Here is a 13,149-nt window from a genome sequence, read left to right on the forward strand (position 1 = left end):
CGGCCTCGAGCGGAATCCGCTATCCGCCGAGGAAGTCCTGTCGAACCTGGTCGTCGGCGAGCAACGCGTCGCCGCTGTCCTCGTACCGGTTTTTCCCCTGGACGAGGACGTAGCCCCGATCACAGCGCCGGAGCGCCTCCTTTGCGTTCTGTTCGACGAGCAGGACAGCGGTGCCGTCGTCGTTGATCTCGTCGATCCGATCGAACATGTCCTCGACCAGATCCGGTGCGAGGCCAGCACTCGGCTCGTCGAGCATCAACAGATCCGGCTCGAGCATGAGCGCTCGCCCCATCGCGAGCATCTGCTGTTGGCCGCCGCTCATCGTTCCAGCCTTCTGATCGCGTCGTTCCGCCAGGATCGGGAACCGATCGAAGATGGTCGCAAGGCGATCCTCGGGAACCTCGTCCAAGATGTAGGCGCCCATCTCGAGGTTCTCGATGACCGACAGCGACGGGAAGACGTTGTCGTTCTGGGGGACGTAGCCGACGCCGGTCTGGATGATGTCCTCGGGGCGGTAGCCGTGAATCTCGCTGTCGTCGAAGACGATCGAGCCGCCCATATACTCGGTCAGCCCGAAGATCGACTTCATCACCGTCGATTTGCCGGCTCCGTTCGGGCCGACGATGGTGACGTACTCGCCGTCGGCGACGTCGAGGTCGACGCCCTCTAGGATCTGGAGATCGCCGTAGCCGGCGTCCAGATCCGACACCTCGAGCAACGCCATCAGACCTCACCTCCGAGGTAGGCCTCGATCACTTCCTCGTTGGCTTTGATCTCCGCGGCCTCACCCTCGGCGAGGACGGTTCCCTGGTGCATGACGATGACGTGTTCGCAGTGGTTCATAATGACGTCCATATCGTGCTCGACGAGCAGGAACGTGTAGCCCTGATCCTGGAGTTCGTGGATGTGAGAGAGGAGTTTCTTCTCGAGTGAGGGGTTAACGCCTGCCATCGGCTCGTCCAGCAGCAGCATCTCCGGATCGGTCAACAGCGCCCGTGCCATCTCGAGCAGTTTTCGCTGTCCGCCCGAGAGGTTGCCGGCGTACTCGCCGGCGAGATGGTCGATCTCGAAGAACTCGAGCATCTCCCACGCGCGCTCGCGCAGTTCCTCTTCCTGTTCGACGACGTCGCGCCGAGCGATCGGTGCGACCGATCGCCAGAGCGACTCCCCGAGCTGGTTTTTCGGCGCAAGCATCATGTTCTCTAAGACGGTCATCTCGGGGAGTTCGCGGGCGATCTGGAACGTTCGAACGAGTCCCTGATTTGCGACCTGGTAGGGGTCTCGACCCGTGATGTCCGTTCCTTCGAAGACGACGGACCCCTCGTTCGGGGTGTAGACGCCCGTGATACAGTTGAACGTCGTCGACTTGCCGGCTCCGTTCGGGCCGATCAGCCCGGTGATGGTTCCGCGTTCGACCTGAAAGCTCGCGCCGTCGACGGCAGTGATGCCGCCGAACCGTTTGACGAGGTCGTCGACCTGAAGGATCGGCTCGTCGACCGTCCGTCGGCCGGTAGTCTCCGTGACCTCCTCGGCCGACTCCGTCCTCGCCGAGCTATCGGCTACGGTGTCGGACCCGACGTTCGTCTCGGCGTCACTCATCGGTCTCACCTCCGTCGGTCGCCGTTGGACGACGCGAAATGTCGGTCGCGGCGGCGAGTTCCTTTCTGTGGCCGAGCAGTCCGTCCGGCTTCCAGATCATGAGCACGATCAGGACGACGCCGACGAGGACGAACCGGAGTTCGTCGAGCGTTCCGATGACGTAGCCGAGCATCGGGAGCGGATCGCCCGAGGCCAACTCGAGGAACGCGTCGTAGACCGTCTGTGGGCTTCGAACGTCGACGTTAGCCCGAACGATGCTCCTGATGAATCGGGGTCCTTGCCAGAGGAATGCGGCGAATGCGAACGCGCCGACGATGCTTCCGGTGTTCGATCCCGACCCGCCGACGATGAGCGCGACGAAGATGTAAAACGTCACGATCGGCATGAAGCTGTCCGGATTGACGCGGCTCTGGCTTCCCATCCAGAGAATGCCCGCCAGCCCCATCAGCATACAGCCGACGACGAAGACGGTGATCTTCATCCGGTCGGTGTTCTTCCCGAGCGAGCGAGCGGCGAGTTCGTCCTCGCGGATCGCCTTCAGCACGCGGCCGAACGGCGAGTACGCGATTCGGGTGAGAAAGAGGTAAAACAGAACGACGAACGCGATCAGTACGCCGGTGTAGAGCCCGCTCTGGATGATCGACGACTGGATGCCGGCCATCTCTCCGATCGCGAAGAACTGATCACCCACGAATCCGATGCCAGGCACGTCCAAAAGCCACGGGATCACGCTGTCGACCGGCGTGTAGCTGATCCCGCTGCCGCCGCCGGTTCCGTACTCCGTGCCCCCGACCTCGACGGAACGAAGCGATCCCGAGAGTAATGCGAGGCGGATAATCTCCGAGAAACCGAGCGTAACGATCGCGAAGTAGTCCGCACGGACCCTAAGTGCCGGAAGCGAGACGACGAGTCCCACGAGACCCGACGCGAGCATTCCGCCGATGACGCCGATCGGAATCGGTAATCCGAGCCCTGCAGGCGATCCGTCTGGCGAGGCAGTCAAGATCGCCATCGTGTAGACGCCGACGGCCATGAAGCCGGCGACGCCGATGTTGAACAGTCCCGTATACCCCCAGTGGAGGTTCAGCGCGAGGACGACCAGGGCGTAGACCGCCGCGAAGAACGTGACCAGACGCATGAAGCCGACCGTCTCGTTCAGCCCGACGCCGGTAAGCAAGCCGACGATGGCGAAGCCGGCGAACGTCGCGGCGACGAACGCGGCGATCAACAGGAGGTCCGTCGCCCACTGTGGGAGGTCGTTGTCCGTGACCTTCGCCCGGAGTTCGTCGATCGTCTCGGATGCGTCACTCATGCTGTTTCCACCCCGCTGAACAGCCCGTCAGGCTTGAATATCAGTACCAGGATCATCAGTGTAAACGCCGCTATTTCGTTCAGATCCGCGGGGATCCAGACCAACGAGAGGTTGATCGTGAGTCCGATGACGAGCGAGCCGGCGAGCGCGCCGTAGATAGAGCCGATCCCACCCAGGATGACCGCAGCGAAGATCAACAACAGCAGGAACCAACCGAGGTTGATCGTGATCTGGCCGCGGTCGAGAACGATCAGGTAGCCCGCGACGCCGGCGAGTCCCGAACCGATAACCCAGGTCGCGAAGATGACCCGTTCGGTCGGAATGCCGGTGATCAACGCGAGATCCTTGTTGTCCGACATCGCACGCATCGATTTCCCGAGTTTCGTGTACTGCAACAGGAGGTGAACGCCGATGATCAACGCGAGTGCGGAGATGACGAGTGTCGCCTCGTGGAGATTGATCGTTTCCATCGGAACGACCGACTGGATCGCGGCCGGCAACTCCGGCTGTGGTGGCGAGGCCACCACGATCCGCGTGTCGGTCGTGTAGACGAACGCGATGAGATATCGAAGCGCCAGTGCGACTCCGACGCTTGCGATCAACAGCGGAATGCCGCCTGCATCCCGCAGTCGTCTGTAGACGAGCCGATCGATCGCGAGTGCGACGAGAATCGTTACGATGGCCGAAATGACGAGGCCGACGAGAATCGCGATCGGTGCCGACAAGACGTCCATCCCGACGCTTCCGGGCTGTGCACCGCCGTCAGCCCGAAGCAACAGCCGACTGCTCAGATCCGCAACGCCGAGTCCCCCGATAAGGTAGGCGACGGTCCATCCGGAGAACGCCCCGGTCGTCACGAGATCACCGTGTGAGAAGTTAGCAAACCTGAGGATGCTGTATGTCATCGAAAGCCCGATCGCGGCGAGACCGATATACAGCGAGTCGACGATTCCGTTCCACGTATACGACCACAGTCTACCGAGGGGGAGTTCACCTGTGACGACCAATCGAACGAGATCGAGAACGAGTATCCCGATACCGGCCAACAAGAGCCCACCCACGACCTCCTGTGGCGTTAGGTTCGAAAGCCGCCCCCTTCCGTGCCCTGTACTCATACGTGCGAGTGTTACACCGCGAGTTGAAATAGTTCACGACAGATCTGCCGTCGACGCTGCATGTTTCGAAAACGACGACGCTCAAACCCGTCTCCCCTCGATCTTCGCCGTCGGGTGGCGAAGATTAGACAGCCCCGTACGCGCCGAGACGAGTGCCATCGAGCAGGTACGCTTCGCCGTCCACGAGCCCCTCTGGAAGGAACGGCGAGAGAAACGACTGATCCGGGACGTTCACCCAGGTTCCGCCGACGAGGTCGTTAAACGCCGGCACCACGACGAGTTTCGGTCCACGTCCCCTCGGGAGCCAGGAGACGTCGTCGTACTCGGGGCGGTCACGAAACGGACCCGGATCGACCCGCCCACGAAGCCACGCCCGTTCCACCCGGCTCCCCCCGATCTCGTCCTCGAGTCGGACACAGGGGTGTTCGTGTCCGAGACAGAGCACGTCGCTCTCGAGAACGGCCGGCGCTGGCCAGGTGTGGCCGTGACAGACACCGAGACCCCCGAGTCGAACACCGTCGCCGGGAACGATGGTTACGCGCCCGCTACCGGCCGGCGTATCGCCATCGTGGGCCGGAGATCCGGAATCGGCGCCGCTCGCCGAATCGTCGCCGTCGATCTCGGTCGGCTCACCGTCACCGAGCCAGGTTTCGATCAGCCCGTCGTGATTCCCTTTCACGATCGTCACGTCGAGGCTCGTGGGAAGGGATTCGAACAACACCTCGAGTTCGCCGCGTTCAGCGCCGCCGGGGTCGCCGATCGAGTGCATCAGATCGCCGAGAACGACGAATCGATCCGGATCGACGCGGTCCACGAGCGAAAGTACCCGTTCCCGACGGTCAGGGGCTCGTCCGGGAACGTCGACTCCGCGTTCGTACCGGAGCGCGTCTTCGTAGCCAGCGTGATAGTCGGCGACGAGGAGTGCCCGCTCGCACCCAACGGTCGCGATCGCAGCCGGTTCGCCCGGGACGGGATCGACACGCGCCTTCGGGGTGGGTCGGTCGGCGTCCATTCGATACCCTAGATCGGCTTCAACGTTCCGTCGTCCGGTTCGTAACACCGACCGCTCATCAGCGCGTCCTGTATGGCGTCCTCGACATCGTCCGCGGCCACACCGATCTCGTCTGAGACGGCCTCGACCACCGCGGCCCGATCCGCTCCGTCGCCGTCGTCGAGGTCGCCCATCGTTTCGACGACCCGTTCCTGAAGGTCGACGTCCTCGAGGGAAGCGTCGCCTCCGGATTCGTCGTCTTCGTCCTCGTCGTCCGCCGTCGATTCGACACCTGTCTCGTCGCCACTCACGCCTTCGTCAGCCGCCCCGTCGTCGCTCGAGTCGGCCGGTTCGGCGACGGAATCAGCCGGTGCGGCGTTCTCGTCAGCTTCGAGATCGGTGGCGGCGTCGGAGTCGTCCTCGAGTCGCGACTGTGGCGGCGCACCGAGTTTGTCCGATCCATCGCTCCCGTCGGCTCCGGACGTGGCCGCCTCCGGTTTCGCACTCTCGGTATCGGCGCCCGCCTCGGAATCGTCGTCCTCCGGAACGTCGATATCCGCTTTGCCGGGGTCGTCGACCTCGCTTCCAGTCGTGAACTCGGTGCCGAACTCGGCCTCGAGTCGTTTACGCTCCTCGTCGTCCATCTCGTACATCTCGTCGGCGGCGTCGAACTGCTCGGCGACGCCCTCGTCAGTCCCACCGTCGTCACCGGTGGATTCGTCGGTGTCGTCCGCGTCGTCGTCGGACGTCGACTGCGTCGGTTTCGTATGCTGTTCGGCACCGGTCGCTGCCGAATCGGGTTCGGCCTCGGTGGCTTCCGAGTCGAGTTCGGCTTCCGAATCAGCCTCGAGCGTCGATCCGGAGTCGGCTTCCGACTCGAGTGCGTCGCTCGAGACCGCTTCGACGGACTCTGTGCCGGATTCCACGGCGACCGACGGCGCCTCGTCGGCCGTGTCAGTGGTCGAACCGCCGCTCGCCGACGCCGTGCCGACGACGGACGAACTGGCCTCGGTTCCGGACGCTCGATTCGTCGCCGACTCGGGGTCCGTTCCGGATGTGCCCTCGTCGCCGGCTCCCGCGACCGACTCGGCCGGTTCGGATGCGGTGTCGATCGTGGCGTCGACGTCGAGGTCCGTAGCGTCCGCGCTCGTGAGGTCCGCGAGCGAGTCGAACGTCGTTCCGTCGTCTCGAGAGTCCTCGGGACCGACCGCGAGTCCCGACACCTGATCGCGCTCGCCCGCGACGACCTCGACCGCCTCTATCGCACAGTCTCGGAGCGCACCGAGATACGACGGCGTCGTCCCGTAGTGGCGCTGTGCGAGCGGGATTCCGGCCGCGAGTCCGTTCTCGACGCCCGCTTCGAGCAACGCGTCGGTGAGGTCGTCCCCGCTTGCCTCGAGTGCTGTTATGCCAGCGTAGGTCCCGATCCGTTCGACCGTCTGCTCGGCGGCGCCGACGACCCAGCGGTCGCGGGTGTCGGCGTCGACCGTCGCGATACTCTCGGGGCGGATCGACGTGTAAACCTGATCGGAATCCTCGGGCTGGAACGTCCGGGCTTTCCCGGTAACGGCGACGAACGCCGGCGGATCGAGGGACTCGAGCGTCGCGAGTTCGTCGGGCTGGTACTGGCCGGCGTAGACGACGAACGCGCCGGTCGGATCGACGACGCGTGCACGAAGCATCTCGTCGTTGACCGACGTGACTTCGGTGAGCGTCCCGACGACGAACAGCCGGTTCAGCCGGGCACCGGTCGGCGAGACGACGTAGTTGGGCGCTCGTTCCTCGTCGCTTTCGGTATGTGACAGCGTCGCATCGTCGTACTCCGCCGCGAACAGCCGGTAAGCGATCTCGCGGCCCGGAATCTCCTCGTCTTCGTTCGCGCTCATGCGTCCACCACCTCACGGTCGTCGACGCCGTCGATTTCCTCGAGGAATACACGTGCGCGGGCCTCCGGATCGTCGTCGCTCTCTTCGAACGACTCCGCGTCGAGGTTCGCGCCGTACTCGTCGACCGAGAGGTGACCGCGCACGCGGTACTCGCGGCCGACGATCCGCTCGCGAATCGTGTCGGCGACGACCTCCTGATCCATCGCCTCGCGGGCCTGTTCTAAGGCGTCCTCTAAGCTACCGCCGTAGACCTGCTCGGTGAGTTCGTCGTCGAGAACGGCGGTGACGGTTCCGGTGCCGTCGTCGAGGATCGCCTTCACGCGCAGGTCGTCGATTCCGTCGACCTCGCCGTGGGTTCGACACTGCCCCTTCTGGATGACCCGGTAGCACTCGGGACAGCGCTGGATGAGCCCGGAGCCGTCTCGAACCGCGATGAGGTTGCCGACGACGCAGACGTCGTAGACGCCGCCGGTGCGAACCGCGTCACCGATATCCATCGTGGTCGAATCGGTGCCGACGTCGATCTCGCGCTCGAGTTCCGAAACCGCCGAGAACTCGGAGACGTTGACCTCCGGAACCCCGCGGAACTCCTGGACGTAGGCGTTCTCGATGCGAACCGGTCCGCCCTCCTCGATCGCGGGGGCGGGTTCCCAGTTCGTAAACGGGAGTCGGCCGCTCTCGTCGCCGAAGACACCGCTTAAGATCTCCGTCTCGCCGTCGCGGCCGTCAATCGTTCGCCGTTCACACTCGAGGACTGCAACCTCGACGTTGACTGCTCGATCGCCCGTCTGTACGTCGGCGAGTTGCGCGTCGCCGCCGATCTCGTGGGGAACGTCGAGTGGCTCCTCCGAGAACGACAGCGAGGTACTCTCGCCGAGGTTGAGTTCGGGTTCGCCGTCCCACTCGCGGACGCCGGCATTCCCGGCGGTGATCGTGTCGCCAGGCGAGAGGCCGAAGTCCTCCCAGGCGGTGTAGTCGATGACGCCCGTCTCGCCGGCGAGTTTCCCCTCGACGATGACGTGATCGGAGCCCTGGTAGCGGATCGACCGCTCGCCGGCCGTCAGGACGACCCCCGTCACGGTGACGTTGCCGTCCTCGGGCGTGATCTCACCGATCTCCTTCGAAGACGGGGCGGAGCCGCCGCCGCTCGAGCCGTCGCCGTACTTCCGGCGCAGGCTGCCTTTCGCTTCGTCGATCGGGACGCTGTACTCGATCAGATTCTGCAGGTCGGATTTGACCTCCTCTTTGTCGACACCGAGGTCGGAGGCGAGATCCTCGGCATGATCGTCGAGTTCCATCACCGGGATTTCGAGCGGGGCCGTAAAAAGCGTTCCCGCACCGCGGTGGAAGTGTACAGTTGTGGATACCCCTCCGACAGCCCCGCGGACCGACTGGGCGTCGCGTCTCGAGCCCGTGCCAGACGTTCGAGTGGTAACCTGCCACTCCAGACACTCTCGAGTGTCAAACGGCCCTATGTGTCGCTCGGCCCGCTGGAACCGACTCCGTCGTTCGAGGTCAGACGACAGCGGTGGATTCATTCCGGTGGCCGATCCGGTGTCCCTATGGAACGAATCGGCGCGGCACTCGGCGGACTCGCGTTCGTCGCGGCAATCTTCGGCGGCATCGTCGTCATCAGGATCCTCACGAGGGCGCTGTACGCCGTCATCTGGTTCGCAGAGACGGTCGCGACGCTCGCGTTCGCCCTCCTGATCGGCTACGTCGTCTATCGCATTCTGCTCGGCTCGAGCGACGATCCCCGTCGATTCGATTGACACTGCCGGAGGGAACTATCTGAAGATCGGTCGCTCTGCTGCGGCCGTCACCGTCGGGGACGGCCGCGAGTTCACGATCGACGTCTCATACGGGTTACTGTAAATCGGTACCGCCGAAACCGCGACCAGTTTGGGGTTTCAGCGGTACAACGGTACAGCGATCCGTATCACCGACTGCTCTCCGACAGTAGAGTTCCCTCGTCGGCTCGGGTTCCAACGGCTCGCGATCCGGACCTTACGAAATTACGTGGGAAAACGCCGACAGTGCGGACCAGAATATCGAGATCTGGAACGAGGACGGTGAGGTCGTCGACGACTACTATCAGGCCGTAAGCACCGGTCTGTCGACGTCTCTGACGACGCGTTCGGCGACGCTTCCGATGTGATCTCCCGAGGTACGTCCGCGATGTCCGAGCACGAGGAGATCGGCGTCGATCGATTCGGCGTAGTCACCGATCGCTTTCGGTGGATGACCGCGACGCAGTTCGGTCGTGACGTCGACGTCCCCCCGTGAGTGGACGTCGGTCAGTAACTCGGTTGCGTACTCACGCAGGTCGTCGACGACGTCGGCGGAATCAGCGAGCATCGAGTCGCCGTATCGCCGCGTATCGACGACGGCAATCGCGTGAAGTTCGGCGTCGAACGTCGAGGCCAGATCGAGCGCCTGCTCGAGCGCTCGATTTGCGGCTTCACTGCCATCGGTGGCGACGAGGATCCGTTCGTACATGTACGGGGAGTGGTCCACGGACGGACACTAATACCTTTCATACGGACTGTGATGTGTCTGTCTCGGTCGACCGCGAAACGGTCGACGATCGCCCGGCAATCAGTCACGACAACCCGCATCCTACGAACCACCGGACGACAGTTTCACCACCGATTCTACGAGCGAGAGCGAACGGACCGCATCTGGCCCCTATCAGCGGACGACGACGACCGGGATCGGGGATCTTCGAACGACGTTCTCGGCGACGCTTCCGAGCAACAGCCGCGAAACCCCCTGCCTGCCGTGGCTCCCGACGACGATCGTGTCTGAGGCGTGGTCGTCGGCGTACTCGACGAGACGCTGGTCCGGTTTTCCCGAAACGACGTCCGTGTCGACCGAACGATCGTATTCGGCCGCGACGGCCGTCGCGCCGTCGAGGACGTCCTCTGCGTGCTCGAGCGCCCGATCACTGACGGGGAGGTCGACCGACGGACCGTCGAACACCCCTAACTGTCCCTCCGGAACCTGGATAACGTATACTGCCGTGACGTCCGCATCCGGAAAGTTCTCGAAGGCGAATCCGAGGGCGGCGTCAGCGAGTGGTGTGCCGTCGTATCCGACGAGTATTCGGTCACTCATGGCTGTGGCCGTCGTCTCGGAACCGACCGTTGCACCGCGAACGACTCGAGGCGATGTCCATAGGCGGTTTTCACCGGCGAAATACGTATACTTCACCCCCGACATCGACGAGGGTCGTTCAGTTGTGACAGTCGTCTCGGACGGTCTTCTGGCAGTCCCACCGGTGGTCGTCACGTCCCGAGATTGCGTCGGCGTTACCCGATCGTCAACACTGGCCGATTCGACTGGTCGAGAACGCGGGCGGCCGTTCCGCCGAGAACGCGCCGACGGACGTCGTCTCGATCGTCGGCGCGTCCGCCGCGTCTCCCCATCGCAATCAGGTCCGCATCGACGTCCTCCGCATACGAGACGAGCTCGGCGGCCGGAACGCCGCGGCGGACGTCGGTTCTCACGTCGAGACCCCGGTCCTGGGCGTCGAATCGGACCGGTTCGATCACGTCGTGGGCGCCCTCGCGGAGGAGTTCCGAGAGTCGCTGGGAAACGGAGTCGAGTGCGAGCCTCGTCTCGTCGATCACGTGAACGACGTGGACGGTCGCTTCGACGGTCGCGGCGAACTCGAGTGCGTGGGTTGCAGACTCTCGAGCGAGGGCGCTTCCGTCGACGGGGACGACGATCCGCTCGGGCGTCCCGGACCCGGCGTCTGACCACGTCGGCCCGTCGGACGGAACGGCGAGGACTGGAATCGCAGCCTCGAGGAGGACCCGCTCTACGGTACTCCCGATTCGCGTCCGGTCTCTCCTCCCGGCTCTCCCGGTCGCGGCCGCCGTGGCTCCTCGCGTTCCCATCACGATCAGATCGATTCCGCGTTCGTCGACGACGTCGCCGATCCCGTGGTCGGGAACGCCGGTGCGTTGCTCCGAGACGACGTTCACCCCGTCGGCCTCTGCGCGATCGACGACCGCCGTGAGCGCCTCTCGCGATCGACGGTCGGCCTCCGCCTCGATCGTCTCTGCGTCGTCGGGCGGGAGGTCGTACTCGAGTGGCTCGCGGACGGACAGCGCGTGGACGGTCCCGTCGACTGCCCGTGCGATTCCGACTGCCGGCTCGATCGCCGCTCGCGACTCGTCGCTCCCGTCGACTGGGACCAGAATCGTTGCGTACACGTCGCCCGGACGTACTGCGGTGACCGACAAAAAGCCATCTGTGGTCTGATTGGTGCTGAGGACCCCTGTTATCGAGTGAGGTTCGGGAGGGGACTCGAGACGTGCGGGGTCGGACCGGACTCGAGACGTGCGGGGTCGGACCGGACTCGAGACGCGCGAGCCGTGTACTGACGTCTGGGAGCTACCCTGATCCGGCCGGGGTCGCGCTGGCACTGGCGTACAACAAGACCCTGTCGGATCCCGAACCCACCAGGGAACGGCCAATTGTGGGCGGGGTGACCACGACCGAAGTACTGAAGTCGTCACTCACGTGTTCCTAGCTGTCGGACATGATCGCGAAAACGAACGTGGGCGGGGACGATCAGTTTCGCGAGCGATGAACGACTACCGCCGGTACGTTCAGGTCGTCGTCAGTTTTCTGCCCGTCGCGTTCGCCCTCCTCAGGGACCGTCGACGCTATCTCCTGTTCGGCCCGTCGAGACGGACGAGCGAGGCCGTCGATCGCAGACGTGCCGAACGACTCCGGAAGACGATGCTCGAGCTGGGGCCGGCGTTTATCAAGGTCGGACAGGTTCTCTCGACGCGCCCCGACATCGTCCCGCCGACGTACGCCGACGTCTTCTCGAAACTGCAAGACGAGGTTCCGGAAGAGGCCGGCGGCGAACCGTTCGCCGTTCTCGAGGAAGAACTCGGCGAGACGCTCGATCTCGAGACGGTAGAGCCGGTTGCGGGTGGCTCGCTCGCGTTCGTCTACACCGCCGCGTACGACGGCGACCGCATCGCACTGAAGGTCCGTCGCCCGGGGCTCCGTGCGCTCGTCGAACGCGACCTACGTGTCATTCGTCGGCTCCTGCCGATACTGCTGTTGTTCGTCGACGAGCGTCAGCGCTACTCCCTCGAGAACGCCGCGAACGATTTCGAGGAGATCATCGTGGACGAACTGGATCTCGAACGGGAAGCGACCATGATGGTCGAGATCGGGGAGAACTTCGCCGACGACGACCGGGTAGTCATCCCCGACGTTTACCCGGAACTCTGCTCGAAGCGCGTCGTCGCGATGGAGTACGTCGAAGGCGAGAAGATCACGGACGAGGAGGCGCTCAGCGACGTCGGAACGACGCCATCGGAGATGGCGACGTTGATCACGCGGATCTACCTGAAGATGGGGCTGGTCGACGGCGTCTTCCACGCGGACCCCCACCCCGGAAACCTCGCGGTGACATCGGAGGGCCGTCTCGTCATCTACGACTACGGGATGAGTCAACGGCTCACCGAGCAAGAACAGGCCGACATCGCCTCCCTGTATCGGACGCTCGTCCGGCGTGACGTCGACGGGCTGGTGAACGCACTCGTCGCACTCGAGGTGCTCGAGCCGACGGTCGACCGCGTCGCGGTTCGACAGGTCCTCGAGATGGTGATCGAAACGCTCCAAGGCCAGTCGGCGCTCACCTGGCGGACGATCATCACCGAACTGTTCGCGATGCTCCACGACTTCCCGTTTCGGATTCCGCCGAACGTCATGTTGCTCGTCAGGGTCGGCACCGTCGGCGAGGGCGTCTGCCGAAGCCTCGATCCGGAGTTCGACTTCCTCGAGACGACCCAGTCGTTTCTCGTCGACCACGGCTTCGTCGAGAGCGAACTCGAGACGTTGTTCGAAGACGTCAGAGCCGATCTTCGTCGATCGGCACCGGTCGTCGCGGGGATGCCAGCACGTCTCGACGCCGTGCTCGGACAGCTCGAACGCGGCGAACTGGTCGTCAGAACGGAGTCGACGGACCCCGTCCGTGCCGACGATTCGGGTCTCGGCTACGCCGTCCTCTCGAGTGCGTTCGTGATCTCGTCGGCGGTGGTGGTAACGTACGAGCCGCTTTACGCGGCGATCGGTGCGGCGTTCGCCCTCTGGTTTCTGGCCCTCTACGTTCGAAACCGACTGGACAGGACGAAGACGAGTTGACATCCTCCCCGCCCTGAACAGTAGACGCCGAACCTAATTTGCGACGTCGCTGGTAGGGTGGCTATGGTCGAG

At 64.1% G+C, this 13,149-nt stretch carries 12 protein-coding genes; 2 read left to right on the forward strand and 10 right to left on the reverse strand.

Going from position 1 to position 13,149, the window contains the following annotated elements; translation table 11 throughout:
* Positions 1 to 19: 19 nt before the first annotated feature.
* The 7 genes from FYC77_RS14240 to FYC77_RS14270 form a co-directional block, all read right to left on the reverse strand.
* A complete protein-coding gene (locus tag FYC77_RS14240) occupies positions 20 to 724 on the reverse strand; it encodes an ABC transporter ATP-binding protein (RefSeq protein WP_149082157.1) in 705 nt (234 codons plus the stop codon).
* Positions 724 to 1,599 carry an ABC transporter ATP-binding protein gene (locus FYC77_RS14245; RefSeq protein ID WP_149082158.1) on the reverse strand — a complete coding sequence of 292 codons (876 nt, stop codon included), beginning with the start codon at positions 1,597 to 1,599 and terminating at the stop codon, positions 724 to 726. The genes FYC77_RS14240 and FYC77_RS14245 overlap by 1 nt, the downstream gene beginning before the upstream one ends.
* Positions 1,592 to 2,911, reverse strand: a complete 1,320-nt coding sequence (locus FYC77_RS14250) for a branched-chain amino acid ABC transporter permease (RefSeq protein ID WP_149082159.1) — start codon at positions 2,909 to 2,911, stop codon at positions 1,592 to 1,594. Before FYC77_RS14250 ends, FYC77_RS14245 begins: the two co-directional genes overlap by 8 nt.
* Positions 2,908 to 4,026 (reverse strand): branched-chain amino acid ABC transporter permease, encoded by a 1,119-nt coding sequence (locus tag FYC77_RS14255; protein ID WP_149082160.1) that lies wholly within the window; start codon positions 4,024 to 4,026, stop codon positions 2,908 to 2,910. Before FYC77_RS14255 ends, FYC77_RS14250 begins: the two co-directional genes overlap by 4 nt.
* 124 nt (positions 4,027 to 4,150) lie before the next feature.
* Entirely contained in the window at positions 4,151 to 5,038 is an 888-nt protein-coding gene (locus FYC77_RS14260) for a metallophosphoesterase (protein WP_149082161.1), read from the reverse strand.
* An 8-nt stretch (positions 5,039 to 5,046) separates the two neighbouring features.
* Positions 5,047 to 6,903 carry a hypothetical protein gene (locus tag FYC77_RS14265; protein WP_149082162.1) on the reverse strand — a complete coding sequence of 619 codons (1,857 nt, stop codon included), beginning with the start codon at positions 6,901 to 6,903 and terminating at the stop codon, positions 5,047 to 5,049.
* Positions 6,900 to 8,201, reverse strand: a complete 1,302-nt coding sequence (locus FYC77_RS14270; RefSeq protein WP_149082163.1) for a Single-stranded DNA binding protein — start codon at positions 8,199 to 8,201, stop codon at positions 6,900 to 6,902. Before FYC77_RS14270 ends, FYC77_RS14265 begins: the two co-directional genes overlap by 4 nt.
* Before the next feature lie 264 nt (positions 8,202 to 8,465).
* Between FYC77_RS14270 and FYC77_RS14275 the strand changes: the two genes are divergently transcribed.
* A complete protein-coding gene (locus FYC77_RS14275) occupies positions 8,466 to 8,675 on the forward strand; it encodes a hypothetical protein (protein WP_149082164.1) in 210 nt (69 codons plus the stop codon).
* 322 nt (positions 8,676 to 8,997) lie between these two features.
* On the opposite strand, the gene FYC77_RS14280 is transcribed toward FYC77_RS14275, so the two are convergent.
* The 3 genes from FYC77_RS14280 to FYC77_RS14290 all read right to left on the reverse strand — a co-directional run bounded on the left by FYC77_RS14280 (position 8,998) and on the right by FYC77_RS14290 (position 11,123).
* Complete coding sequence (locus FYC77_RS14280) at positions 8,998 to 9,402, reverse strand: universal stress protein (RefSeq protein ID WP_149082165.1); 405 nt, start codon at positions 9,400 to 9,402, stop codon at positions 8,998 to 9,000.
* 192 nt (positions 9,403 to 9,594) lie between these two features.
* The gene (locus FYC77_RS14285; RefSeq protein ID WP_149082166.1) at positions 9,595 to 10,020 is read right to left on the reverse strand and encodes a universal stress protein; all 426 of its coding nucleotides are present in this window, start codon (positions 10,018 to 10,020) and stop codon (positions 9,595 to 9,597) included.
* A gap of 194 nt (positions 10,021 to 10,214) precedes the next feature.
* A complete protein-coding gene (locus tag FYC77_RS14290; RefSeq protein ID WP_162354539.1) occupies positions 10,215 to 11,123 on the reverse strand; it encodes a universal stress protein in 909 nt (302 codons plus the stop codon).
* Between the two features lie 376 nt (positions 11,124 to 11,499).
* On the opposite strand from FYC77_RS14290, the gene FYC77_RS14295 reads away from it, so the two are divergent.
* On the forward strand, positions 11,500 to 13,077 hold the full coding sequence (locus tag FYC77_RS14295) for an ABC1 kinase family protein (RefSeq protein WP_149082168.1): 1,578 nt from the start codon (positions 11,500 to 11,502) through the stop codon (positions 13,075 to 13,077).
* Positions 13,078 to 13,149 lie beyond the last annotated feature (72 nt).

This window comes from Natrialba swarupiae (genome assembly GCF_008245225.1).
GTDB classification, from domain to species: domain Archaea; phylum Halobacteriota; class Halobacteria; order Halobacteriales; family Natrialbaceae; genus Natrarchaeobius; species Natrarchaeobius swarupiae.